The sequence below is a fragment of the Microbacterium sp. NPDC055910 genome (assembly GCF_042271185.1).
Lineage (GTDB): Bacteria > Actinomycetota > Actinomycetes > Actinomycetales > Microbacteriaceae > Microbacterium.
Window position 1 is genome coordinate 54,286 of sequence record NZ_JBHJZS010000012.1, and the last position, 22,834, is coordinate 77,119.

The following is a 22,834-nucleotide window of genomic DNA, read 5'->3' on the forward strand; positions in this document are numbered from 1 at the left end:
CCTATCGGCGCGACCGCGGGCGATCGCCGCCGGAGCGCACGACGAGCCGGGCGACGCGGTCGAGCACCCACTCGAGCGGACCGCGCCCGATGAGCAGCGCCCACACCGTGCAGGCGGCGACGAGGATGAGCGTCATGGGCCAGAACGGCTCGAGCGCCCGGAAGCCGCCGAGATCCCCCGCGCGCCCGAGGACCACGGTCGCGATGACAGCCCAGGCGACCAGCTGAGCCGTGTAGGCCGTGAGCGGCATCGCCCCCACCGCCCGCAGCGGCAGCACGACCCAGGTCACGGCCGTGCGGCACAGCAGCAGGCATCCGCCGATCACCGCGATGGCGAACCCGCCCGACCCGATCACCTCGAACAGTCCGCTCGAATGGGGATCGACCCGCAGCGCTCCCTCGGTCGCCTCGATGCCGCGCCCGACACCGTAGCCGAAGAGAGACAGCACGCTCCCCCACAGCAGCATCCGGAATTGGACACGCGCGCGGCGGATGTCGGCTCGCGCGACGCCGAGCCCCGCCAGGACGAAGGCGATCCAGACCGTGAAGGGATAGTGCCAGCCCAGGGCGAGCGACAGGTCGTTGCCCGCAACGCTCGACCACACGGGCAGCCCGTCGAGCAGGAACTGCACGAACGGCATGATGACGCCGAGCGCTCCCGCGAGCACGAGCAGGGTGCGGGCGCCGAACGACACGAAGGCGAGCGCGACCAGGAACATGATCGCGTAGGCCGGCAGAATGACGTAGACGGGGACACCTGTCTCGATGAGCAGGATGCCGAGGATCCACAGCAGCCCCGCCCGCACGGCGAGGCGCAGCCGCGCGATCATCATGGGCGATCCTCGCAGCGGCGTCGCTCCCCCGGTCACGAGGCCGATCGAGACGCCCGCGAGGGTCGCGAACAGGATCGACGAGCGCCCGTCGACCACGGCGATCCACGAGTCGGGTTCGGGCCACTCGAACGCGACGTCGATGGCGATGAGGTGGGCCGTCAGCATGCCGATCACGGCGAGGCCGCGAGCGAGGTCGATGCCGGCGACTCGCGCCGCGCCGTTCAACCGCTCCCAGCGCGACGCGAGCCACGCGCGGGAGGCCGTCGAAGACCGGTTCACCGTCATGAGCGGATCAGGGCTGCCGGAGCAGCCAGACCAGGAGGGCCTTCTGCGCGTGCAGGCGGTTCTCCGCCTCGTCCCAGACGACGCTCTGCGGGCCGTCGATGACCTCGGAATCGACTTCGTAGCCGCGATCGGCCGGCAGGCAGTGGATGAAGATGGCGTCGGAATCGGCGAGCTGCATGAACTCCTCGGTCACCTTGTAGGCGCCGAGATCGCGCAGCCGCGCGAGCTTCTCTTCTTCTTTGCCCATCGACACCCACGTGTCGGTCACGATGACATCGGCACCTGCGGCCGCCTCGTTGGGATCGGTATACAGAGTCACCGACCCCCCGGTCTCGGCGGCACGGCGGTCGGCATCGGCGACGACGTCGTCGCGCGGAGCGTACTCTTCGGGCGATGCGACGCGGACGTGCATTCCGGCCGTCGCCCCCGCCAGGACGTAGGAGTGCGCCATGTTCGACTTGCCGTCCCCGAAGAAAGCGAGGGTCAACCCCTTCAGCTCGCCCTTGTGCTCGCGGATCGTCAGCAGGTCAGCCAGCAGCTGGCACGGGTGGAAGTCGTCCGAGAGTGCGTTCACGACGGGCACGCGCGTGCCCCGCGCCATCTCCTCGAGACCCGATTGCGCGTAGGTGCGCCACACGATCGCGGCGACCTGGCGTTCGAGGACGCGCGCCGTGTCGGAGGGGGTCTCCTTGCCGCCGAGCTGACTGTTGGCCGTCGAGATGATGAGCGGCGATCCGCCCAGATCGGCGATGCCGACCGCGAAGGAGACCCGCGTCCTCGTCGACGACTTGTCGAAGATGACGGCGACGGTCTGCGGCCCCGCGAGGCTCTTGTCGGCCCAGCGGTCCTGCTTGAGAGCGAGGGCGAGATCGAGGATCTCGCTCTGCTCGGCCTGCGTCAGATCGTCGTCGCGGAGCAGATGACGGGTCATGCGGTTCCTTCCAGGTCTGCCTCGACGGCCGACAGGGCTGCCGCGAAGAGCGTCTCGAACTCGTCGAGCTCGACGTCGCCGATGTTCAGTGCCGGCACGAGCCGGATAGTGGAGTCGTTCGGGGCGTTGACGATGAGCCCGCGGTGCAGCGCGGCGTCGACGACCTGCTTCGCGACGGGATGCCGCAGGCTCACGCCGATGAGCAGCCCGAGGCCGCGGCATCCGGTCACGAGCGGTGAGTCGATGCCCGCGATGATCCGCCTCAGCTGCGCGCCGCGCTCGGCGGCGTTGGCGAGGAGGTCCGCCCGCTCGATCTCGCCGAGCACGGCGTTGGCCGCAGCGGTGCCGAGCGCGTTGCCGCCGAACGTCGTGCCGTGCGTGCCCGGGTAGAACAGCTCGCTGGCCGGCTCGAACGTGATGAGCGCGCCGATGGGGAAGCCGCCGCCGATGCCCTTGGCGACCGTGATCGCGTCGGGCACGATGCCGGCGCGCTGGAAGGCGAACCACTCCCCCGTGCGCCCCGCGCCGGTCTGGATCTCGTCGATCACGAGCAGCGCGCCGTGCCGAGCGGTGAGCTCACGGGCCGCTTCGAGGTAGCCGGCGGGAAGCTCGACGACGCCCGCTTCGCCCTTGACCGGTTCGATGAACAGGGCGGCCACCCGATCGTCGATCGCCGCTTCGAGCGCTTCGACGGTCGAGTCGATGAACTCGACGCCCGGCGTCATCGGCAGGAACGGCTCCTGCATCGCGGGCTTGCCCGTCAGTGCGAGCGTGCCCATCGTGCGACCGTGGAAGGCGTCGGTGAGCGCCAGGATGCGCGGACGTTCCGCGCCGCCGTGCAAACGGGCGAGCTTGAAGGCGGCCTCGTTGGCCTCGGCACCGGAGTTGCCGAAGTACACCCGGCCCGCGTCGCCCGTGCCCGCGAGGCGCTTGAGCCGCGCGGCGAGCTCGAGCTGCGGCGGCGTGGCGAAGAAGTTCGAGACGTGCGTGAGGGTCGCCGCCTGCGACGCGACGGCGTCGACGAAGACGGGGTGCGCATGGCCGAGTGAGGTGACGGCGATGCCCGCGAGGAAGTCCAGGTAGCGGCGGTCGTCGGCGTCCCACACGTGCGAGCCCTCGCCGCGGACGAGCATCGCCATCCGCGGTGCGAAGCTGCGGACGAGGTCTCGTCCTTCGTCGTCCTGCCAGGTCATGCGCTGACCACCTCTGTTCCGATTCCTTTGCTGGTGAAGATCTCGACGAGCACCGAGTGCGGCACCCGTCCGTCGATGATCGCGGCGGTCTCGACGCCGCCCTCGACCGCCTCGAGGCACGCGTTCATCTTCGGGATCATCCCTGATTCCAGCTGCGGCAGCATGTCGCGCAGCGCGGTCGAGGTGATGTGCGAGACGAGCGAGTCGCGGTTCGGCCAGTCGGCATAGAGGCCGGCGACGTCGGTCAGGATGACGAGCTTCGCGGCGCCCAGAGCAACGGCGAGCGCGGATGCCGCGGCATCCGCGTTCACGTTGAGCGAGTGTCCGGCCTGGTCGAGGTCGGGCGCGATCGATGAGACGACGGGGATCCGTCCCGCGGCGATCTGGTCGAGCACCTGCTGCGGGTCGACATGGACGACATCGCCGACTCGGCCGAGGTCGTGTTCGATCCCCTCGATCACGACGCCGCGGCGCCGTCCGCCGAACAGCCCCGCGTCCTCACCGCTCAATCCCGTCGCGACGGGGCCGTGCGCGTTGATCTTGCTCACGAGCTGCGGATTGATCTGCCCGGTCAGCACCATGCGCACGACCGAGATGGCCTCCGTGCTCGTGACACGGTAGCCGCCCTTGAACTCGCTCGGGATCTCGAGGCGATCGAGCATCGACGAGATCTGCGGGCCTCCCCCGTGCACGACGACCGGCTTGACCCCGACATACCGGAGATAGGCGATGTCGGCGGCGAAGGCGTCCTGCAGCTCCTCGGAGACCATCGCGTTGCCGCCGTACTTGATGACGATGATCTGGTCGCGGAAGCGGCGCAGCCACGGCAGGGACTCGATGAGCGTCGCCGCCTTCACGCTCGCCTCGGCGGGGTCGGTGTCCTGGATGTCGGTCATGAGGCCTGCTTGTTCATGAGGAGTACGCGCTGTTCTCGTGGACGTAGTCGTGCGTGAGGTCGTTCGTGTAGATCGTCGCCGCGGCAGCGCCCGTCTTGAGGTCGATCAGCAGGGCCGTCGCGCGCGGCGTCAGGTCGACGTCGTCGCGCGGCCGGTCGGGTCCGCCTTGCGTGCACACCCGCACGCCGTTCATCCACACGTCCACGTCGTACGGATCGAAGGCCGCGGCGGTCGTGCCGATGGCGGCGAGCACGCGTCCCCAGTTCGGGTCGTTGCCGAAGACCGCCGCTTTGAAGAGATTGTTGCGGGCGACCGAGCGGCCCACCTCGACCGCGTCGTCTTCGGATGCCGCGCCGATGACCTGGATCGTGATGTCGTGCCCCGCGCCCTCGGCGTCACCCTGCAGCTGCACGGCGAGGTCGGTGCACACGTCGATGAGCGCCTGGCGGAACGCATCCGGATCCGGCGTCACGCCGGAGGCCCCGCTCACCATGAGGGTGACCTGGTCGTTCGTGGACATGCAGCCGTCCGAGTCGAGCCGGTCGAAGCTCATGCGCGTCGCCGCCCGGAGGTGGGCATCGGCTTCGGCGGCCGTCAGGACGGCGTCGGTCGTGAGGACCACGAGCATCGTCGCGAGGCCGGGTGCCAGCATCCCGGCGCCCTTCGCGATCCCGCCGATGGCCCAGCCGTCACCGGCGACCGAGGTCGTCTTGGCGCGCGAGTCGGTCGTCATGATGGCTTCGGATGCCGCGGCTCCGCCGTCGTCCGAGAGTTCGGCGATCGCCTGCTCGGTGCCGGCGAGCACCTTCGCGCGGAAGACCTCGTCGCCCGTGCCGATGAGCCCCGTCGAGCACACCTGGATGTCGCCCGCGCTCACTCCGAGGAGCGTCGCCGCCTTCTCGGCCGTCTCGTGCGTCGTCTGGAACCCGAACGCGCCCGTGAAGCAGTTCGCGCCGCCGGAGTTGAGCACGATCGCCTCGACGACACCGTCTTGGATGGCCCGCTCCGACCACAGGATGGGGTTGGCCTTCGCGCGGTTGCTCGTGAACACCGCCGCGCCCACCTTGAGCGGACCGCGGTTGACGACGACGGCGACATCGGGCTTGCCCGTCGATTTGAGTCCGGCGGCGACTCCGGCCGCTTCGAAACCCCGGGGTGTCGTGACGCTCACGGCGCGACTCCGTTCACGCTCAGCGCCGTGGCTTCGGCGAGCCCGAGCGCGATGTTCATGGACTGCACGGCGGCACCCGCCGTGCCCTTGGTGAGATTGTCGACGGCGGTGACGACGACGACGCGGTTCGCCGGCCGATCGATCGCGAGGCCCATGAGGGCGGTGTTGGCGCCGATGACGTCGGCGGTGCGCGGGAACTGCCCCTCCGGCAGGAGCTGCACGAACGTCTCACCGCCGTAGGCCGCCTGCCACGCGTCGCGGATCGCCGCGTCGGACGCTCCCGGCACGATCGGCGCGGTCGACGTCGCGAGGATGCCGCGCGCCATGGGCACGATGACGGGCGTGAACGAGACGCGGATCCCCTCGTCAGCCGCCCCGGCCCCTGAGCGTGTTGCCCCGGTCCCTGAGCTTGCGCCCCCGGTCCCTGAGCTTGCCGAAGGGTCGCCCCCGGTCCCTGAGCGTGCACCCCCGGTCCCTGAGCTTGCCGAAGGGTCGCCCCTCCGCGCCGCGGCGAGCGCCTGCCGGATCTCGGGGATGTGCCGGTGCGTGCCGCCGACGGCGTAGGGATTGGCCGTGCCGAGGATCTCGCTGGCCAGAAGGTTCGTCTTGAGGCTCTTGCCCGCGCCGCTGGGTCCGACCGCGAGCACGGTGACGATGTCGGACGGGTCGATGACGCCCGCTGCGACCCCGGGCGCAAGACTCAGGCTGACGGTCGAGGCGTTGCAGCCCGGAGCGGCGATGCGCGTCGCACCGACGAGCCGGTCGCGCTGCTTCGTACCGGCAACCGGCAGCTCCGGCACCCCGTACACCCACGGCTCGTGGAAGTCGCCGCCGTAGAAGTGGTCCCAGTCCGTGACGGATTCGAGCCGGTGGTCGGCGCCGGCGTCGATCACGAGCGCCGTGTCACCGAGGGCGTCGGTGTACTGGCCGGACTGACCGTGCGGCAGGGCGAGGAAGACGATGTCGTGCCCCGCGAGGACCTCGGGCGTCGTCTCGCGCAGCGTCAGATGCGCGAGCGAGCGCACGTGCGGCTGGTGCTGGATGAGCGGCTGTCCCGCGTTCGAATGCGCGGTCACGGTGCGGATCTCGACGTCGGGATGCGCGGCGAGTATCCGAAGGATCTCACCGCCCGCATAGCCGGATGCGCCGGAGACGGCGACCGAATATGTCATGGATTCCACCTTAGAGTCTGGGGTCGGGTGCCGGTGGCGGCGACGCCCGCGTCCCACGACATCGTCGGGGGCCCGCCGCACGGCGGATCGCGGGGTCGTCTAGAGTCGGCGGCCGCCCAGACGTCGGCGCGCGGGTGCCGGGCCCGCGCCGTTCAGCGCGCTCGAGAACCGCGTGAGGAGCGGGAGCATCGCCGAAGGCATGCGCCGACGATAGCCCTCGAACCGCGGCATCCGCAACTCGCCGTTGCGGGTCACTCGCGCAAGGTCGCGCCGAAACGGTCGGCGGCGATGGCGAGGCCCGCGAGCTTCGCGTCCGTCGCCTCGGCGGCCGTGAGTGTGCGATCGGGCGCCCGGAAGCGCAGCGCGAACGTCAGGCTCTTACTCCCTTCGGGCACACCCGCGCCGCGGTAGTCATCGACGAGGCGCAGCGATTCGAGCAGCTCCCCCGCCCCTTCGACGAGCGCCGCGCGCACCTCGGCGGCGGCGAGGTCGTCGGCGACGACGAGTGAGATGTCCTGCGTCGCAGCCGGGTATCCCGAGAGGGATGCCGCGACCACGCGCTCGCCCGCGAGCTGCAGCACGAGGTCGAGGTCGAGCTCGGCGACGACGACGCGGCCATGCAGGTCGACCGCCTCGGCGACGGCGGGCAGCACTTCGCCGACGTAGCCGACCGCGGTGCTTCCGACCGAGAGGATGCCGGTGCGACCGGGGTGCAGGGCCGCACGCTGAGCCTGGGCGACCTCGATATCGACGCCCGCCGCGTGCGCGATCGTGCGGACGGCGTCGAGGGCGTCAGCGATGCCCGCCGTGACGGCGGGCTGTCCGGGCTGCTTCGCGACGACCGTGCCGGTGAGCAGCACCGCGACGTGCCGAGGCTGCGCGGGGATCGATGCGTCGATCTCGGTGAGCGTCGCTGCGTCGGGACGAACCGCCAGCGGCGGTACGGCCGTCGTGCCGTAGTCGCGACCCGGCTCGGGCAGGAACACGGTGCCGGTCTCGAACAGAGCGAGGTCGGTGAGACCGCGCGACTGGTTGCGGTGCGCGACCTGCAGCAGAGCGGGCACAAGCGAGCGGCGCAAGAACGGATGCTGTCCGTCGAGCGGGTTCGCGAGCTTGACCGAAGGCACGTGCTCGCCGGACGCCGACCCGTGCAGGTCATTGTCGGCCTCGGTCGTGAAGGGGAAGGACGGGGTCTCGACATAGCCGGCCGCGGCGAGCGCGTTCGCGACGCGGCGGCGGCCCTGCTGGGCGAGCGTGAGCCCGCGACCCGACGGCGGCGTCGGCAGCACCGAGGGGATGCGGTCGTACCCCTCGATGCGGGCGACCTCTTCGGCGAGAGTCCACTTGTCGGTGAGGTCGGGGCGCCAGGACGGCGGGATGACGATCCACTCCCCGTCACGCTCGGTGACGTCGCATCCGATCATCTCGAGGGCCGCGACGATCTCCTCACGGGTGTAGTCGACGCCGATGAGCCCCTCGACGAACCCGGCCGGAAGCGCGACTCCCGCGATCTGGACGTCAGCGAACAGCGCGCCGCCGACGGCGGTGTCCAGCGTGCCGCCGGCGTACTCGACCATGAGGTCGGCAACGCGTCGCGCCGCCACGAAGGGCACGAGCGGGTCGACGCCGCGCTCGAAGCGCCGCGACGCTTCGCTGGGCAGCTTGTGACGACGGGCCGTACGCGCGATCGAGACGGTGTCGAAGATCGCCGCTTCGATGAGCACGTTCCGCGTGGCATCCGACATCTCGGTCGTGCCGCCGCCCATGACGCCGGCCAGACCGATGGGACCGGACTCATCCGTGATGAGCAGGTCCTCCGTGCTGAGCGTGCGCACCTTGCCGTCGAGCGTCTCGAGCGTCTCGCCCTCGGTCGCGCGGCGCACCGTGATGCCGCCCGTGAGCCGGTCGAGGTCGTAGCCGTGGATCGGCTGGCCGAGCTCGAGCATGACGTAGTTGGTGATGTCGATGAGGACGCCGAGCGAGCGGATGCCGGCGAGCGTGAGCCGTGCGACCATCCATGCCGGGGTGGGCTTGGTCGGGTCGACGTCGCGCACGATGCGCACGGCGAACTCCGACGCGCCGACGCGCCCGCGGATGGGCGCATCGTCGCGAACGGCGACCGCGAAGCCCTCGGCGGGCTGCTGCAGGTCACCCCACTCGCGCAGACCCGGGTCGCGGAACGCCGCGCCCGTGGCGTGCGCGTACTCGCGGGCGATGCCGCGCAGCGAGAGGGCGTACCCCCGGTCGGGGGTCACGTTGACCTCGACGGCGACATCATCGAGTCCGAGCAGGGCGATCGCATCCGTGCCCGAGGGCGCATCGATGCCGAGCTCGACCAGGCGCAGGATGCCGGCGTGCTCGTCGCCGAGTCCGAGCTCCTTGGCCGAGGCGATCATGCCGTCCGAGACGTGCCCGTAGGTCTTGCGCGCCGCGATCGGGAAGGGTCCGGGGAGGACCGAGCCCGGCAGGGTCACGACGACCTTGTCGCCGGCGAAGAAGTTGTGCGCGCCGCACACGATGCCGCGCACTCCCCCGTGCTCGGTGCCGACGTCGACCTGGCACCAGCGGATCGTCTTGCCGTTGGACTGCGGTTCGTCGACGTACTCGACGACCTCACCGACGACGATGGGGCCGGACAGCTCGAATCCGTGCACGTCCTCCTCTTCGAAGCCGACGGACACGAGCGCCGCCAGGACGTCTTCGGGCGTGGCATCCGCCGCGACATCGACGTACTCACGCAACCACGAAAGCGGGACGCGCATCAGACCACCATTCCGAACTGCTCACTGAAGCGGACATCGCCCTCGGCCATGTCGCGCATGTCCTGGACGTCACTGCGGAACATGAGCGTGCGCTCGATGCCCATGCCGAAAGCGAAGCCGGAGTACTCCTCCGGGTCGATCCCCGCCGCGCGCAGCACGTTGGGGTTGACCATGCCGCATCCGCCCCACTCGATCCAGCGCGCGCCGCCCGTGAAGGTCGGGTGCCACAGGTCGAGCTCGGCCGACGGCTCGGTGAAGGGGAAGTAGTTGGCGCGGAAGCGCGTCTTGGCCTCGGGGCCGAAGAGCACCTTCGCGGCGTGATCGAGCGTGCCCTTGAGGTGGGCCATCGTGATGCCCTTGTCGATGACGAGGCCCTCGAACTGCGTGAACACCGGAAGATGCGTCGCGTCGAACTCGTCGGTGCGGTACACCCGCCCGGGGCACAGCACGTAGATCGGCAGGTCGCGCTCGAGCATCGAGCGCACCTGGACGGGGCTCGTGTGCGTGCGCATGACGAGATGCCGGGCGACCGGGTCGACGAAGAAGGTGTCCTGCATCTGACGTGCCGGGTGGTCGACGTCGAAGTTCAGGGCGTCGAAGTTGTACCACTCGTGCTCGAGCTCGGGGCCCTCGGCGATCTCCCACCCCATGCCGACGAAGATGTCGGCGATCTGCTCCTGCAACAGCGAGATCGGATGCCGCGCACCGACGCGGGCACGCGCGGCGAGGGCCGTGATGTCGATCCGCTCGGCTTCGAGCTGAGCCGCGGTCTCGGCCGCGACGAGCTCCTGCTCGCGGGCGGCGAGCGCCTGCGTCACCCGCCCGCGCGCCTGCCCGACGAGCTTGCCGAACTCGGCCTTGCGCTCGTTCGGGACATTGCGCAGCTGGGCGTTGAGCCGGGCGAGCGGTGAGCCTTCGGCGGAGTGCGCCGATCGGGCGGACTTCAGCGCGGCGGTGTCACCCGCTGCGGCGATGGCTTCGAGCGCGGCCTGCACCGCGGCATCCACCGCCTCGGGCGTGATCGTGGGGTTCTCGGGTGCGTCGGACACGAGAACCGAGTCTACCGACGCGCGGCAGACGTCAGCGCGCGGCGGGTCAGGCGCCTCGGGTGTCGTTGCGCTGCGTGTCGCGTTCGCGCTGCGTGATGATGAGCTCGGTGTCGGTCGTCTCCTGCAGCAGCGGATCGATCGTCGTCTGAGCCGCAGCGATCCGCGGCGAGCGGCGCATGCGCACCTCGAGCCACTTCGCGAAGCCGGACAGGATGAGGCAGAACGAGATGTAGATCACCGCGATCACGATGCCCGCCTGCAGGATCGGGCGGTCGTACTGTGCCTGGCTTCCCAGCAGACGGCCGAAGTAGAGCAGTTCGTTGTAGGTGATGATCGAACCGAGAGCCGTGTCCTTGAGCGTCACGACGAGCTGCGCGACGATGACGGGCAGCATGGCACGCACCGCCTGCGGCAGCAGGATGAGGCGCATGACGCCGTTCTTGCGCAGACCGATCGCATAGCCCGCTTCGCGCTGGCCGCGTGGGACGGACTCGACGCCGGCGCGGAAGACCTCGGCCAGCACCGAGCCGTTGTAGACCGTGAGCGCGATCACGACCGCCCAATACGGGTCCATCTTCACCCCGATGACGGGGAGCCCGTAGAACAGCAGCATCATGAGGATCAGCACGGGCACCGCCCGGAAGATCTCGACGAGGAAGACGAAGGGCGCACGCACCCACGCGTGATCGGACAGCCGGCCGATCGCGAGCGTGAACCCGACGACGAGGCTGAGCACCGCGGCGAGGGCGAAGGCGGCGAGCGTGCGGCCGGCGGCGGCGGCGATCTGCTCCCACACCGAGGCGAAGGTGAAGATATACCACTTCTCGGGCGACAGCTGCCCCGTGATGAACATCTGATAGACGACGAATCCGATGACGGCGACGATCGCGAGCACCGTCACGATGCCGAGGATCCGGTTGCGGATGACAGCCCGAGGGCCGGGCAGGTCGTACAGGACGGAACTCATCGCACGATCCTCCAACGGTTCTCGAGTGTTCGCTGCAGCCAGGACAGGAGCAGTACCAGGACGACGAAGACCGCCGCGACCCAGAGCAGGACGACCAGCGCGTTCTCTCCGCGCTCGGAGAGGTTGGCCCGGATGATTCCGAGCTCAGCCACCGAGAAGCCCGCCGCAACCGTCGTGTTCTTCAGCAACGCGATGAGCACGCTCATCATGGGCGGCACGACGGAGCGGAACGCCTGGGGAAGCACGACGAGCGTCATCACCTGACCGAAGCCCAGACCGAGCGCACGGGCGGCTTCGGCCTGACCGAGAGGAACGGTGTTGACACCGGCGCGCAGCACCTCGGCGACGTAGGTCGCCGTGTAGATGCCCAGCGCCCATATCGCCAGAACCGTGTATCCGGGGTTCCACAGACCGAGCTGCGGGTAGGCGAGGGCGAAGAAGAAGAAGACCAGCGTGAGAGGGGTGTTGCGCACGACATTTACGTAGAGCGTGCCGACGCCGCGCGCGATGGGTATGGGCGAGACGCGCATCGCGCCCACGAGGGTTCCGAGGACGAGCGCCATCACGCCACCCGCGAAGAACAGCAGGAGCGTGTTGCTCAGCGCCTGTCCCCAAAGGTCCCAGTTGTCGAAAATGACGCCCACGTGCGTCCCCTCTTCAGAGTGGGTCGGGCGCCCGCGGAACGGACGCCCGACCAGGATCGATCAGTACGCGTCTACCGCGGGCTGCTCGACCACGATGCCGGATGCGCCGAGGTTCCGGTCGAAGATCGCCTGCCAGATCTCCCCGCCATCCGTGAACAGCGTGTTGATGTGCGAGCGCAGCGCGTCGTCGCCCTTGGGCACGCCCACGCCGTAGCGCTCCTCGCTGAACGGTTCGCCGACGACCTTGATCTCGTCGGGGTACAGCGCGGCGTAGCCGATGAGGATGGCCTGGTCCGTCGTGACGGCGTCGACCTGTCCGTTCATGAGGGCTTCGACGCAGAGCGAGTAGACGTCGAACTCCGTCGTGGGGACATCAGGGAAGTTCTCCTTGATGTTCTGGATCGGAGTCGAACCCGTTGCCGAGCACACGTTGGTGTCGGAGCCGAGGTCGTCCTCGCTGGTGATGTCGCTGTCGGCTGCCACGAGCAGGCCCTGACCGGTGATGAAGTACGGTCCGGCGAAGTCGATCGACTCCTTGCGGCTGTCGGTGATCGAGTAGGTGCCGACGTAGTAGTCGATGTCGCCGTTCATGATCGCCTGCTCGCGGTTGGCCGAGGCGATCGGCTTGAACTCGATGTCCGCTTCGTCGAAACCGAGCGAGGCGGCGATCCAACGCGCGATGTCGACGTCGAAGCCGCTGCGCTCGTTCGTCGTGACGTCGAGGAAGCCGAGACCCGGCTGGTCCTCCTTGACACCGACGACGACGCCACCGCGGCTCGTCATGGCATCGAACGTGGGGCTGTCGTCGATCGAGACGTCTTCGGCGACGGTGAACCAGGCCGTGCCTTCGTCAGTTCCGTCTCCGCCGTCTTCGGGGGCCGTGCCCGGCGTGCCGCTGTTGCACGCCGTCAGGGCGAGCGCCGCGATGGCGAGTCCGGCGAATGCGCCGCCGATACGTGTTCTGCGCATGTGATCCTCCTGGGTTTCGTATGCGTTTTGTGCGCCGCGCCCGGTGCTGGGGGCGCGGGGTCTAGTGGGTGAGCAGCTTCGAGAGGAAGTCCTTCGCCCGGTCGCTCCGCGGGTTGGTGAAGAACTCCTCGGGCGTGCCCTCTTCGACGATGAGCCCGTCGGCCATGAACACGACGCGATCGGCCGCCTTGCGGGCGAAGCCCATCTCGTGCGTCACGACGATCATGGTCATGCCGTCGTGCGCGAGGCCGACCATGACATCGAGCACTTCGTTGATCATCTCGGGGTCGAGCGCGCTCGTCGGCTCGTCGAACAGCATGACCTTCGGCTGCATCGCGAGGGCCCGCGCGATCGCCACGCGCTGCTGCTGCCCGCCCGAGAGCTGTGCCGGGAGCTTGGACGCCTGGTGGCCGACCCCCACGCGATCGAGCAGCTGCGTGGCGAGCTTGTCGGCATCCGCCTTCTTCATGCCCTTGACCTTGAGCGGGCCGAGCGTGACGTTCTCGAGGATCGTGAGGTGCGAGAAGAGGTTGAACGACTGGAACACCATGCCGACGTCTGCGCGCAGCGCGGCGAGCCCCTTGCCCTCTTTGGGCAGCTCTTTGCCGTCGATCGTGATGCTGCCGCTCGTGATCGTCTCGAGCCGGTTGATCGTGCGGCACAGCGTCGACTTGCCCGAGCCGGACGGCCCGATCACGACGACGACCTCACCGCGGTTCACGGTGAGGTTGATGTCGGTGAGCGCCTGGAAATCGCCGTAGTGCTTCTGCACGTCGGTGATCTCGACGAGCGGGTCACCCCGCCTGACGCTGATGTTCGACGTCTTCGGCGCAGCATCGGAGGTCGTCATATCGACACCCTACGGGTGCGTGCCGACGCGATGCAGGTGTCGCCACCGAGCTTTATCGATCCGTGACCGGAGTCACGCGCGCTGCGCGAAGGCCGTCTCGTACAGGCAGACGCTCGCGGCGGTCGCGAGGTTCAGCGATTCGGCGGCACCGTAGATGGGCAGTCGCAGCGACAGATCGACCAGGGCGAGCGCCTCGTCGTCGAGGCCGCGCGCCTCGTTTCCGAACAGCCACGCCGTGGGTTCTGCCAGCAGCGTCCGCGCCGCGAGGAAGTCCTCTCCTCCGACGTCGGCCGCGATGACGCGCACGTCCGCCGCGCGTGCCCGTTCGATCGCCACGCTGAGGTCGACGCCGACGGCGACGGGAAGGTGGAAGAGCGAGCCGGTCGTGGCGCGGACGACCTTGGGGTTGTAGGGATCGACCGTGCGACCGGTCAGCACGACGGCGTCGGCTCCGGCGGCATCCGCTGCTCGGATGATCGTGCCGAGGTTGCCGGGGTCGCGCACTTCCTCGCAGATCACGACGAGGCGGGGGGATGCCGCGAACACATCGCGCACCGATGTCGGCGTCTGGCGGGCGACGGCGACGATGCCCTGCGGCGTGACCGTGTCGGCCATGGCGTCGAGCACGGCTTCGGTCGTGAAGACGACCTCGACGCCGGCGTCGGTCGCGGCGTCGCGGATGTCGGTGTGCTTCTCGAACGCCGTGGGTGTCGCGAACACCTCGACGAGCGTGTCCGGGCGGTAGGCGAGCGCTTCGCGCGCGGCCTGCGGTCCTTCGAGCAGGAAGAGCCCGGTCTCCTGGCGCGCACTGCGTTTGGTCAGCTTGGCCACCGCGCGTACTCGGGGCGACCGCGGGTTCTCGAGCACGCTCTCAGCATAGATCCCGCGGTGACCGCGAGACCGCATCGGAGCGCCGAGACCGTGGGGTTCACCCGCAGTCTCGGCCTCCCCCTGCAGTCTCGCGGTCATGGGGACGGGGAACGGCGAAGGGCGCCCTCCCGGAGGAGGACGCCCTTCGATGTGCGCCTGCGGCGCTCCGCGATGACCGGGTCGGTCAGGCGCTCTTGGGCGCGTTGACGTTCTCGGGCAGCGCCTTGCGCGCGGTCTCGACGAGCGACGCGAACGTGGCCGGCTCGTTCACCGCGAGCTCGGCGAGCATGCGGCGATCGACCTGCACGCCCGCGAGGCCGAGGCCCTGGATGAAGCGGTTGTACGTGATGCCGTTCTGGCGGGCAGCGGCGTTGATGCGCTGGATCCACAGGCGGCGGAAGTCGCCCTTGCGCTTGCGGCGGTCGCGGTACGCGTAGACGAGCGAGTGGGTGACCTGCTCCTTCGCCTTGCGGTACAGGCGCGAACGCTGACCCCGGTATCCGGAGGCGCGTTCGAGGATGACGCGACGCTTCTTCTGGGCGTTGACGGCCCGCTTGACTCTAGCCATTTCGTTTCGTTCCTATTCGTGCGAGAGCGCTCAGAGACCGAGGAGCTTCTTGGCGACCTTGGCGTCGCCGGGAGCCAGGATCTTGTCGGCGGACAGACGGCGCGTGCGCTTGGTCGGCTTGCCCTCGAAGTTGTGGCGGAGGTTCGCCTGCTGCCTCATGATCTTGCCGCTGCCGGTGACCTTGAAACGCTTCTTGGCACCCGAGTGGGTCTTCTGCTTCGGCATTTCTCTTCCTTCGTTGTCTTTCCCGCCGGGGCGGGAGTCGTAACCCGCCGGAGCGGGAATCTGCGGGCCTATGCGGCGTCGGTGTCTTCGTCCGACGAGCCCGAGCGAGAAGAACGTGCTGCCTCTTTGTTGGCGGCGCGCTGGGCGTTCTGCTCGGTCTTCACTTCGGACTTGTTCTTGTGCGGTGCGATCACCATGACCATGTTCCGCCCGTCGATCGTGGGGCTCGACTCGACCGTTCCGAACTCGGCGACATCCTCGGCGAACTTGCGCAGCAGACGCACGCCCTGCTCGGGACGCGACTGCTCACGACCGCGGAACAGGATCATCGCCTTCACCTTGTCGCCGGTCTTGAGGAAGCCCTCGGCGCGCTTGCGCTTGGTCTGGTAGTCGTGCGCGTCGATCTTCAGCCGGAAGCGGACCTCTTTGAGGACCGTGTTCGCCTGGTTGCGACGTGCTTCCTTGGCCTTCTGCGCTGCCTCGTACTTGAACTTGCCGTAGTCCATGATCTTGACCACGGGAGGCTTCGAGTTCGGGGCCACCTCGACGAGATCAAGGTCAGCCTCCTGCGCCAGACGCAGCGCCACTTCGATGCGGACGACGCCGACCTGCTCTCCGGCGGGACCCACGAGACGGACCTCGGGGACGCGGATGCGGTCATTGGTACGGGGATCGCTGATGCGGAGCTCCTCTTATCGTGCGGGGTGTCGGCACCGCGGCACGGGTGTGTCGCGGGCGGAAGAGGAGCATTCCACCCAGACGGCGCGAGCGCCGGCTTGCTGCACCCTGACTGCCCCGTGCGTTTGTGCGCGCGGGGCGGAGTGCAAGACCCGGTAGCCTGGAGCGGCAAGCGCGGGTGGGATGTGATCCACTTTCCACTCCGGAGCAGAACGCTCCGAAGACCGCCACAGTCTAGCAGAAAGAGTCGCGTGAACACGATTCGGGATGACGAAGCACAGGATGCCGCGCGCGGTGACGACGACGACGAGCGGCACCGCCGCTGGGAGGAGCAGGAGCGCGCAGCCTCGTCGGCGACCCGCGACATCGCCGACGTCCCCGCCGTCGAGATCATCACGACGGCGGCCGTGCACCTCATGAGCGCCGCAGCGGTCAAGGTCGGCCTCGCCGACGATCCCGCGGCGCAGACCGACCTCGACGAAGGGCGCAAGCTCATCAACGCGCTCGCGGGCCTCATCACCGCCGGCGCTCCGGAGATCAGCGACATGCACGCGCGCTCGCTGCGCGACGGTCTGCGCTCGCTCCAGCTCGCCTTCCGCGAGGCCTCGGTCATCGAAGACCCGATCGGCAAGGGCCCCGGCGAGAAGTGGACCGGCCCGGTCACCTGACGATCAGCCGCGGACGAGCTTGACCGTCAGCGAGTCCACGAGCACCGCGATCCGGTCATCGGCTGCCCATCGGGATGCCAGCCGGGACAGCACGGCGTCGAGGGCGCTCGCGTCGAGCCCGTCGATGAGGTGCAGTCTCACGACGAGCTCCGGGCCGCGCAGCCTGGCCGTGGGATCGCCGGGCTCGACGGACAGGTCGAGCACCGCGAGCTCTCCCCCGATGCTCTCGGCCAGCCCCGCGAAGACCTCGGGCGACGAGAAGCTCGGCTCCCACGCGTGCCCCTGCGCGATCGCCCACACGGCGGGGCGGCGCAGCACGAGCTCGGTCGGCGAGGTCGGGTCGATCACGATCAGGTCGGTGTCATCGTCGACGGCGGCCACCGCCGTGCGCACGCCGTCGGCCGGCACGGGCCGAGCCGCGGCATCCCATCGGGACATCGTCTCGACCGAGGTGAACACGGGCAGCACACGTCGTCCGTCAGGAGCTGCGACCGTGACGATCGAGAGCTCCTGCGTCTTGTCGACGACGTGGCCGTGCGGTCCGATCCCCTCGTCGCCCTTCTCGGCGACGAGCGGGATCAGCAGGCGGGCTCGGCGGTACGCTTCGACGATCGCCGTCTGATCGCCGGCGCCGGCGCGGAACGCCTGCAGCGCCGCGAGCAGCTGCGGGTCGGCGGACCCGTCGTCGTGCGTGTGCGGATTGGCCTGGAAACTGCGCCCCTCCCACGGAACCCCCGCGGAGTCCGACAGGTGCGCGTCGTGGCAGCCCTCAGCGTCCTGCGACATCCAGCGCCTCGGCGAGCGTGAACGCTCCCGCGTAGAGCGCCTTGCCGACGATCGCGCCTTCGACGCCGAGCGAGACGAGCTCCCGCAGCGCCGCGATGTCGTCGAGGCTCGAGACGCCGCCCGAGGCGATGACCGGTTTGGGCGTGCGCGAGGTCATCTCACGCAGCAGCTCGAGGTTCGGGCCGTTCAGCATGCCGTCCTTCGTGACGTCGGTCACGACGTAGCGGCTGCACCCGGCCTCTTCGAGACGCTCGAGGACGGCCCACAGGTCGCCGCCTTCGCGCGTCCAGCCGCGCGCGGCGAGCGTCGTGCCGCGCACGTCGAGGCCGACGGCCACGAACTCGCCGTAGCGGCTGATGACCGACGCCGCCCATTCGGGGTTCTCGAGCGCCGCCGTGCCGAGGTTGACGCGGGATGCACCGGATTCGAGCGCCGATTCGAGCGAGCGGTCGTCGCGGATACCGCCGGACACCTCGACCTGCACGCCCTTGACGTGCTTGATGACCTTGCGCAGCACGGCGGCGTTGCTGCCGCGCCCGAAGGCCGCATCGAGATCGACCAGGTGAATCCACTGCGCGCCCTGCTCGGCCCAGTCGTGGGCCGCGTCGATCGGGTCGCCGTAGCTCGTCTCGGTGCCGGCCTCACCCTGGGTGAGCCGGACGGCCTTGCCGCCTGCCACGTCGACGGCGGGAAGCAGGATCAGTTCGGGTGTGGACGCGAAATCGTTCATGGCTCCTCGTGTGGGACTCTCACGCGGCCGGACGGCGCGGACGACACGACTTCAGAGGCTAGTCGCGCCGAGGCCGTCGACCCAATTCGACAGCAGGCGGATGCCGGCGGAGCCCGACTTCTCGGGATGGAACTGCGTCGCCGAGAGCGGGCCGTTCTCGACGGCGGCGAGGAAACGCCCGCCGTGCGTCGCCCACGTCAGGGTCGGCGCCGCGAAGGGCTCCTGCGGCTCGAGCTGCCACTGCTGCGCGGCGAAGGAGTGCACGAAGTAGAAGCGCTCCTGCTCGATCCCGGCGAACAGCCGCGAGCCGGGCGCGGCATCGACGGTGTTCCACCCCATGTGCGGCAGCACGGGCGCATCGAGCTCGGTGACCGCACCGGGCCACTCCCCGAGACCCTCGGTGACGGTCCCGCGTTCGAGGCCCCGCTCGAACAGCACCTGCATCCCGACGCAGATCCCGAGCACGGGCCGGCCGCCGGCCAGCCGTCGGTCGATGATCTCCTCGCCGCGGATGGCGCGCAGTGCCTGCATGACGGCGGCGAACGCCCCGACGCCGGGCACGAGCAGCCCGTCAGCGTCGAGCGCGAGACCGCGATCGGCGGTGAGTCGCGCGTCGGCCCCCGCGAGCGTCAGCGCTTTGACGGCGGAATGGACGTTTCCCGAGCCGTAGTCGAGGACCGCGACGAGCGGGCGAGAGGTCACAGAGCACCCTTCGTGCTCGGGATGCCCTCGACGAGCGGGTCGCGGGCCTTGGCCTGGCGGAATGCGCGCGCGAACGCTTTGTACTCGGCCTCGGCGATGTGGTGCGGGTCGCGCCCGGCCAGGAGCCTGATGTGCGTCGTGAGCCCCGCGTGGAACGAGATCGCCTCGAACGTGTGGCGCACCAGCGAGCCGGTGAAGTGACCGCCGATGAGGTGGAGCTCGAAGCCCGCGGGCTCGCCCGTGTGCACGAGGAAAGGACGCCCGCTGATGTCGACGACCGCCTGCGCGAGTGCCTCGTCGAGCGGCACGAGCGCGTCGCCGTACCGCGAGATGCCCGCCTTGTCGCCGAGCGCCTCACCGATCGCCTGCCCGAGGACGATCGAGACGTCCTCCACGGTGTGGTGGGCGTCGATGTGGGTGTCGCCCGAGGCGCGCACCGTCAGATCCGTCAGGGAGTGCTTCGCGAACGCCGTCAGCATGTGGTCGAAGAACGGCACCGTCGTGTCGATGTGACTGCGCCCGGTTCCGTCGAGGTCGAGCTCGAGCTCGACGGTGGACTCGCTCGTCGCGCGTCGGGCGGAGGCGACGCGGTGGTCGTCAGGACGGGTCATGCGGTCGATTCTATCGAGGCCAGCGCGTCGAGGAACGCCGTCGTCTCGTCTTCGGTGCCCGCCGTCACCCGCAGGTGGTGCGGGATCCCGACGTCGCGGATGAGGACACCCTGCTCGTACAGTGCACGCCACACGGCCGCGGGGTCATCGACTCCCCCGAACAGCACGAAGTTCGTCCAGGATTCGTGCGGCGCGTACCCGAGCGCCTCGACCGTCGCCGAGATGCGATCGCGCTGAACGATGATCTCGTCGACCATGCTGAGCATGACGGGAGCGTGGCGCAGCGCGGCCGTCGCCGCCGCCTGGGTGAGAGCGCTCAAGTGATACGGCAGCCGGACGAGACGCAGCGCATCGATGACGGCCTCGTCAGCGGCGAGGTATCCCACTCTCGCGCCGGCGAAGGCGAACGCCTTGCTCATGGTGCGCGAGACGATGAGTCGCTCGCGCCCGGGCAGGAGCGTCACGGCCGAGGCGGACCCGTGGGGGGCGAACTCCTGATAGGCCTCGTCGACGACGACGACGCCCGCCGTGGCGTTGTAGACGGCCTCGACGACGTCGAGAGGCAGCGGAGTGCCCGTGGGGTTGTTCGGTGCGCACAGGAACACGACGTCGGCCTGGGCCCGTGCGACCTGGGATGCCGCGTCGTCGGCCGTGATCGTGAAGTCCGGCTCGCGCGTGCCGCCCGTCCACGATGCTCCGGTCGCGCGCGCGAGCAGCGGGTACATCGAGTACGTGGGAGCGAAGCCGAAGGCCGTGCGCCCCGGCCCGCCGAAGGCCTGCAGCACGTGCTGGAGCACTTCGTTGGATCCGTTGGCGGCCCAGATCTGGTCGGCGGTGAGCCCGTGCCCGAGGTACTCCGCGAACCCTTCGCGCAGTCCGACGAACTCGCGATCGGGGTAGCGGTTCACATCGTGCAACGCGATCGCGACGGAGTCGAGGATGTCGTCGGCGACCTCTTGCGGCACGGGGTGCGTGTTCTCGTTGACGTTCAGCGCGACGGAAAGCGGCGCTTGCGGTGCACCGTAGGGCGTCATGCCCCGCAGATCGTCTCGGATGGGCAGTGCGTCGAGGCGGGAGGTCACGCAGGCAATCGTAGGCCGCTTCACGCGCGGTGGCGCCTCGGAGCGTCAGCCGGCGGGTGCGTACTCGGCGGGAATCGCGAGCGACTGGCCGAGCTCGATCGCGCCGCCCGGCAGCGCGTTCAGTCGTGCGATCGCATCGACGACGTCGCGCGGATCGTGTTGCGGAGCAACGGACTGCGCGATCGACCAGAGCGTGTCGCCGTACGTCACGGTCACGGTCGCGAACGTCGCCGACGCGCCACCGCTGTCGCGCGACGCGACAGCCGAGCCGCCGCTCAGCACGGCGAGCGCCAGCAGTCCGGCCAGAGGCAGCGCTGCCGCACTCGCGAGCACGCGGCGGCCGCGCGCCGTGGTGCGCAGACGGGTGCGGGACGAGGGAGCGGGGATGGCGATGGCGGTCATGCGGTTCCTCCTGGTGGGAAGGTTCGCATCCGACTTTCGGCCGGGAAAGCCGGATGCGAACTCCTGTTCCGAAGCTATCTTCGATGCTGGACGGTGTCAACCCCGAGCCGGATCGTGCGATGTTCGAACGCGACACGCGGAACTCGTGCCCCCTGAACCCCGCAGAACCGGATACGGTTTCGATGTGGCCACCCCACCACGGGCCTCCGACATTCGAAGACAGGAGTCGATATGAGCGACGCAGGCGGGCGCGAGAAGCCGCAGACGCGACGACGGAAGAGTCTCAGCGACAAGCAGCTGGCGATCCTCGAGGTCATCCAGCGGTCGATCGCGCGGCACGGCTACCCCCCGAGCATGCGCGAGATCGGCGACGCCGTCGGGCTCAAGTCGCTCTCGAGCGTGACGCATCAGCTCAATCAGCTCGAGCTGAGCGGGTACCTGCGCCGCGATGCCGGGAAGACCCGCGCGATGGAGGTGCTCATCGACCTGCCCGGCAGTGCGGCCGAGAACCCCGCCGATGCTGCGCCGTCGGTGGGCGACGCCGCGCTCGTACCGCTCGTCGGCCGCATCGCGGCGGGCGTGCCGATCACCGCTGATCAGCACATCGACGAGATCTTCCCCCTGCCCCGGCAGCTCGTCGGCAAGGGCGACCTGTTCATGCTGCGCGTCTCGGGCGACTCGATGATCGATGCCGCGATCTGCGACGGCGACTGGGTCGTCGTGCGTTCGCAGGCGACGGCCGACAACGGCGAGATCGTGGCGGCGATGCTCGACGGCGAGGCGACCGTGAAGACCTTCCGTCAGCGCGACGGTCACACCTGGCTCCTCCCCCGCAACTCCGCGTTCGAGCCGATCCTCGGCGACGACGCCGTCGTGCTCGGCAAGGTCGTCGCGGTCCTGCGCGCCGTCTGAGCCGCTTGTCCGCGGCACGGCTTAGCGTGGAGGGGTGACGACTCCTTACGGCTCCTGGCCTTCCCCTCTGACCGCTGCGGCCGTGTCCGCCGCTTCGCCCCGCATCGAAGGCGCCCGCCTCGTCGGCGACGACGTGTGGTGGGGTGAGGGCGTCCCCGAAGAGGCCGGCCGCACGACGGTGCGCAGACGCACGGCATCCGGCGGAGTGGAAGACCTCCTCCCGGCACCCTGGAGCGCGCGGTCGAGCGTGCACGAGTACGGGGGCGGGTCGTGGACGGCCACCGACGACGGGGCGCTCGTGTTCGTCGAGAAGACCGACCAGCGCGTCCGGCTGCTCCGTCCCGGGGGTGAGCTCCTCGCGCTCACGCCGCCGGGTGACGTCGACGTGCGCTTCGGCGGCCTGACCGTGCAGTCGGGTCGGCTGCTGGCGGTGCGCGAAGCGCACGGGGCCGGCCCGACCCCCGCGCGAGACATCGTCGAGATTCCTCTCGACGGGTCGGCGGGCGACGACGCCGCTGCGATCGTGTCGCTCGCGGGAGGCACCGATTTCGTCGCGCATCCGGCGCTCAGCCCCGACGGGACGCACCTCGCGTGGGTCGCGTGGAACCATCCCGACATGCCGTGGGATCGCGCACAGCTGCGCGTCAGCGCGCTCGACGGGGGCGCCGCGACGGTCTTCGACGAAGGCGCCTCCCCCCTCCAGCCCGTGTGGCTGGGCGACGACGAACTGCTCTACGCCGATGACCCGACCGGGCGCTGGAACCTGTACCGTCGCCGGCTCGGCACCGCGCCGAGCCCCGTGGCCCCCGTCGACGCCGATACCGGCGGCGGTATCTGGGTGCTCGGCACCCGGTGGTTCGCCCCCGTCGACGGCGGTCG

25 protein-coding genes are annotated in these 22,834 nt (G+C 69.6%); 3 read left to right on the forward strand and 22 right to left on the reverse strand.

Features of this window, described 5'->3' with window-relative positions; all coding sequences use genetic code 11:
• Position 1: 1 nt before the first annotated feature.
• The 16 genes from ACFC3F_RS07640 to infC form a co-directional block, all read right to left on the reverse strand.
• Positions 2-1,111: a heparan-alpha-glucosaminide N-acetyltransferase domain-containing protein gene (locus ACFC3F_RS07640; RefSeq protein WP_376128181.1), complete on the reverse strand. Its 1,110-nt coding sequence runs from the start codon at positions 1,109-1,111 to the stop codon at positions 2-4.
• A gap of 13 nt (positions 1,112-1,124) precedes the next feature.
• Positions 1,125-2,048 carry an ornithine carbamoyltransferase gene (argF, locus tag ACFC3F_RS07645; RefSeq protein WP_376128183.1) on the reverse strand — a complete coding sequence of 308 codons (924 nt, stop codon included), beginning with the start codon at positions 2,046-2,048 and terminating at the stop codon, positions 1,125-1,127.
• Positions 2,045-3,241, reverse strand: coding sequence for an acetylornithine transaminase (locus ACFC3F_RS07650; RefSeq protein WP_376128185.1), 1,197 nt, complete (start codon positions 3,239-3,241; stop codon positions 2,045-2,047). Before ACFC3F_RS07650 ends, argF begins: the two co-directional genes overlap by 4 nt.
• A complete protein-coding gene (gene argB / locus ACFC3F_RS07655) occupies positions 3,238-4,137 on the reverse strand; it encodes an acetylglutamate kinase (RefSeq protein WP_376128187.1) in 900 nt (299 codons plus the stop codon). The genes ACFC3F_RS07650 and argB overlap by 4 nt, the downstream gene beginning before the upstream one ends.
• A gap of 13 nt (positions 4,138-4,150) precedes the next feature.
• The gene (gene argJ, locus ACFC3F_RS07660; protein ID WP_376128189.1) at positions 4,151-5,308 is read right to left on the reverse strand and encodes a bifunctional glutamate N-acetyltransferase/amino-acid acetyltransferase ArgJ; all 1,158 of its coding nucleotides are present in this window, start codon (positions 5,306-5,308) and stop codon (positions 4,151-4,153) included.
• Positions 5,305-6,480 carry an N-acetyl-gamma-glutamyl-phosphate reductase gene (locus tag ACFC3F_RS07665; RefSeq protein WP_376128191.1) on the reverse strand — a complete coding sequence of 392 codons (1,176 nt, stop codon included), beginning with the start codon at positions 6,478-6,480 and terminating at the stop codon, positions 5,305-5,307. Before ACFC3F_RS07665 ends, argJ begins: the two co-directional genes overlap by 4 nt.
• 251 nt (positions 6,481-6,731) lie before the next feature.
• Positions 6,732-9,242, reverse strand: coding sequence for a phenylalanine--tRNA ligase subunit beta (gene pheT / locus ACFC3F_RS07670; protein WP_376128193.1), 2,511 nt, complete (start codon positions 9,240-9,242; stop codon positions 6,732-6,734).
• Complete coding sequence (gene pheS, locus ACFC3F_RS07675; protein ID WP_376128195.1) at positions 9,242-10,291, reverse strand: phenylalanine--tRNA ligase subunit alpha; 1,050 nt, start codon at positions 10,289-10,291, stop codon at positions 9,242-9,244. Before pheS ends, pheT begins: the two co-directional genes overlap by 1 nt.
• Positions 10,292-10,337: 46 nt before the next feature.
• A complete protein-coding gene (locus tag ACFC3F_RS07680; protein WP_376128196.1) occupies positions 10,338-11,258 on the reverse strand; it encodes an amino acid ABC transporter permease in 921 nt (306 codons plus the stop codon).
• On the reverse strand, positions 11,255-11,902 hold the full coding sequence (locus ACFC3F_RS07685) for an amino acid ABC transporter permease (protein WP_376128198.1): 648 nt from the start codon (positions 11,900-11,902) through the stop codon (positions 11,255-11,257). The genes ACFC3F_RS07680 and ACFC3F_RS07685 overlap by 4 nt, the downstream gene beginning before the upstream one ends.
• 60 nt (positions 11,903-11,962) lie before the next feature.
• Positions 11,963-12,871 carry a glutamate ABC transporter substrate-binding protein gene (locus ACFC3F_RS07690; protein WP_376128200.1) on the reverse strand — a complete coding sequence of 303 codons (909 nt, stop codon included), beginning with the start codon at positions 12,869-12,871 and terminating at the stop codon, positions 11,963-11,965.
• Between the two features lie 61 nt (positions 12,872-12,932).
• Positions 12,933-13,721, reverse strand: a complete 789-nt coding sequence (locus ACFC3F_RS07695) for an amino acid ABC transporter ATP-binding protein (RefSeq protein ID WP_376128202.1) — start codon at positions 13,719-13,721, stop codon at positions 12,933-12,935.
• Between the two features lie 72 nt (positions 13,722-13,793).
• A complete protein-coding gene (locus ACFC3F_RS07700) occupies positions 13,794-14,588 on the reverse strand; it encodes a TrmH family RNA methyltransferase (protein ID WP_376128204.1) in 795 nt (264 codons plus the stop codon).
• A 187-nt stretch (positions 14,589-14,775) separates the two neighbouring features.
• On the reverse strand, positions 14,776-15,159 hold the full coding sequence (gene rplT / locus ACFC3F_RS07705) for a 50S ribosomal protein L20 (RefSeq protein WP_376128206.1): 384 nt from the start codon (positions 15,157-15,159) through the stop codon (positions 14,776-14,778).
• 30 nt (positions 15,160-15,189) lie between these two features.
• The gene (rpmI, locus tag ACFC3F_RS07710) at positions 15,190-15,384 is read right to left on the reverse strand and encodes a 50S ribosomal protein L35 (RefSeq protein WP_376128208.1); all 195 of its coding nucleotides are present in this window, start codon (positions 15,382-15,384) and stop codon (positions 15,190-15,192) included.
• 68 nt (positions 15,385-15,452) lie between these two features.
• Positions 15,453-16,064: a translation initiation factor IF-3 gene (gene infC, locus ACFC3F_RS07715; RefSeq protein ID WP_376128227.1), complete on the reverse strand. Its 612-nt coding sequence runs from the start codon at positions 16,062-16,064 to the stop codon at positions 15,453-15,455.
• Between the two features lie 249 nt (positions 16,065-16,313).
• On the opposite strand from infC, the gene ACFC3F_RS07720 reads away from it, so the two are divergent.
• The gene (locus ACFC3F_RS07720) at positions 16,314-16,730 is read left to right on the forward strand and encodes a DUF1844 domain-containing protein (protein ID WP_376128210.1); all 417 of its coding nucleotides are present in this window, start codon (positions 16,314-16,316) and stop codon (positions 16,728-16,730) included.
• Positions 16,731-16,733: 3 nt separating this feature from the next.
• Here ACFC3F_RS07720 and ACFC3F_RS07725 read toward each other — a convergent pair whose 3' ends face one another.
• The 6 genes from ACFC3F_RS07725 to ACFC3F_RS07750 all read right to left on the reverse strand — a co-directional run bounded on the left by ACFC3F_RS07725 (position 16,734) and on the right by ACFC3F_RS07750 (position 21,043).
• The gene (locus tag ACFC3F_RS07725) at positions 16,734-17,516 is read right to left on the reverse strand and encodes an SseB family protein (RefSeq protein WP_376128212.1); all 783 of its coding nucleotides are present in this window, start codon (positions 17,514-17,516) and stop codon (positions 16,734-16,736) included.
• Entirely contained in the window at positions 17,500-18,246 is a 747-nt protein-coding gene (gene priA / locus ACFC3F_RS07730; RefSeq protein ID WP_376128213.1) for a bifunctional 1-(5-phosphoribosyl)-5-((5-phosphoribosylamino)methylideneamino)imidazole-4-carboxamide isomerase/phosphoribosylanthranilate isomerase PriA, read from the reverse strand. The genes ACFC3F_RS07725 and priA overlap by 17 nt, the downstream gene beginning before the upstream one ends.
• A 51-nt stretch (positions 18,247-18,297) precedes the next feature.
• The gene (hisH, locus tag ACFC3F_RS07735) at positions 18,298-18,948 is read right to left on the reverse strand and encodes an imidazole glycerol phosphate synthase subunit HisH (RefSeq protein ID WP_376128214.1); all 651 of its coding nucleotides are present in this window, start codon (positions 18,946-18,948) and stop codon (positions 18,298-18,300) included.
• Positions 18,945-19,559 (reverse strand): imidazoleglycerol-phosphate dehydratase HisB, encoded by a 615-nt coding sequence (gene hisB / locus ACFC3F_RS07740; protein WP_376128216.1) that lies wholly within the window; start codon positions 19,557-19,559, stop codon positions 18,945-18,947. The genes hisH and hisB overlap by 4 nt, the downstream gene beginning before the upstream one ends.
• Entirely contained in the window at positions 19,556-20,593 is a 1,038-nt protein-coding gene (locus ACFC3F_RS07745) for a histidinol-phosphate transaminase (RefSeq protein WP_376128229.1), read from the reverse strand. The genes hisB and ACFC3F_RS07745 overlap by 4 nt, the downstream gene beginning before the upstream one ends.
• Before the next feature lie 93 nt (positions 20,594-20,686).
• Entirely contained in the window at positions 20,687-21,043 is a 357-nt protein-coding gene (locus ACFC3F_RS07750; protein ID WP_376128218.1) for a LysM peptidoglycan-binding domain-containing protein, read from the reverse strand.
• Between the two features lie 231 nt (positions 21,044-21,274).
• Here ACFC3F_RS07750 and lexA point away from each other — a divergent pair, with 231 nt between their 5' ends.
• Entirely contained in the window at positions 21,275-21,955 is a 681-nt protein-coding gene (gene lexA, locus ACFC3F_RS07755) for a transcriptional repressor LexA (RefSeq protein ID WP_376128220.1), read from the forward strand.
• Between the two features lie 34 nt (positions 21,956-21,989).
• On the forward strand, positions 21,990-22,834 hold an 845-nt coding region (locus ACFC3F_RS07760; RefSeq protein WP_376128221.1), incomplete at its 3' end, for a TolB family protein.

Coding starts and splice junctions, on each gene's coding strand:
- ACFC3F_RS07665 (WP_376128191.1), bottom strand. CDS start 6,480: ATGACATATTCGGTCGCCGTCTCCGGCGCATCCGGCTATGCGGGCGGT.
- rpmI (WP_376128208.1), bottom strand. CDS start 15,384: ATGCCGAAGCAGAAGACCCACTCGGGTGCCAAGAAGCGTTTCAAGGTC.
- argB (WP_376128187.1), bottom strand. CDS start 4,137: ATGACCGACATCCAGGACACCGACCCCGCCGAGGCGAGCGTGAAGGCG.
- ACFC3F_RS07745 (WP_376128229.1), bottom strand. CDS start 20,593: ATGACGCCCTACGGTGCACCGCAAGCGCCGCTTTCCGTCGCGCTGAAC.
- argF (WP_376128183.1), bottom strand. CDS start 2,048: ATGACCCGTCATCTGCTCCGCGACGACGATCTGACGCAGGCCGAGCAG.
- ACFC3F_RS07750 (WP_376128218.1), bottom strand. CDS start 21,043: ATGACCGCCATCGCCATCCCCGCTCCCTCGTCCCGCACCCGTCTGCGC.
- ACFC3F_RS07725 (WP_376128212.1), bottom strand. CDS start 17,516: ATGTCGCAGGACGCTGAGGGCTGCCACGACGCGCACCTGTCGGACTCC.
- ACFC3F_RS07695 (WP_376128202.1), bottom strand. CDS start 13,721: ATGACGACCTCCGATGCTGCGCCGAAGACGTCGAACATCAGCGTCAGG.
- priA (WP_376128213.1), bottom strand. CDS start 18,246: ATGAACGATTTCGCGTCCACACCCGAACTGATCCTGCTTCCCGCCGTC.
- rplT (WP_376128206.1), bottom strand. CDS start 15,159: ATGGCTAGAGTCAAGCGGGCCGTCAACGCCCAGAAGAAGCGTCGCGTC.
- ACFC3F_RS07650 (WP_376128185.1), bottom strand. CDS start 3,241: ATGACCTGGCAGGACGACGAAGGACGAGACCTCGTCCGCAGCTTCGCA.
- pheT (WP_376128193.1), bottom strand. CDS start 9,242: ATGCGCGTCCCGCTTTCGTGGTTGCGTGAGTACGTCGATGTCGCGGCG.
- lexA (WP_376128220.1), top strand. CDS start 21,275: ATGAGCGACGCAGGCGGGCGCGAGAAGCCGCAGACGCGACGACGGAAG.
- hisB (WP_376128216.1), bottom strand. CDS start 19,559: ATGACCCGTCCTGACGACCACCGCGTCGCCTCCGCCCGACGCGCGACG.
- ACFC3F_RS07680 (WP_376128196.1), bottom strand. CDS start 11,258: ATGAGTTCCGTCCTGTACGACCTGCCCGGCCCTCGGGCTGTCATCCGC.
- ACFC3F_RS07690 (WP_376128200.1), bottom strand. CDS start 12,871: ATGCGCAGAACACGTATCGGCGGCGCATTCGCCGGACTCGCCATCGCG.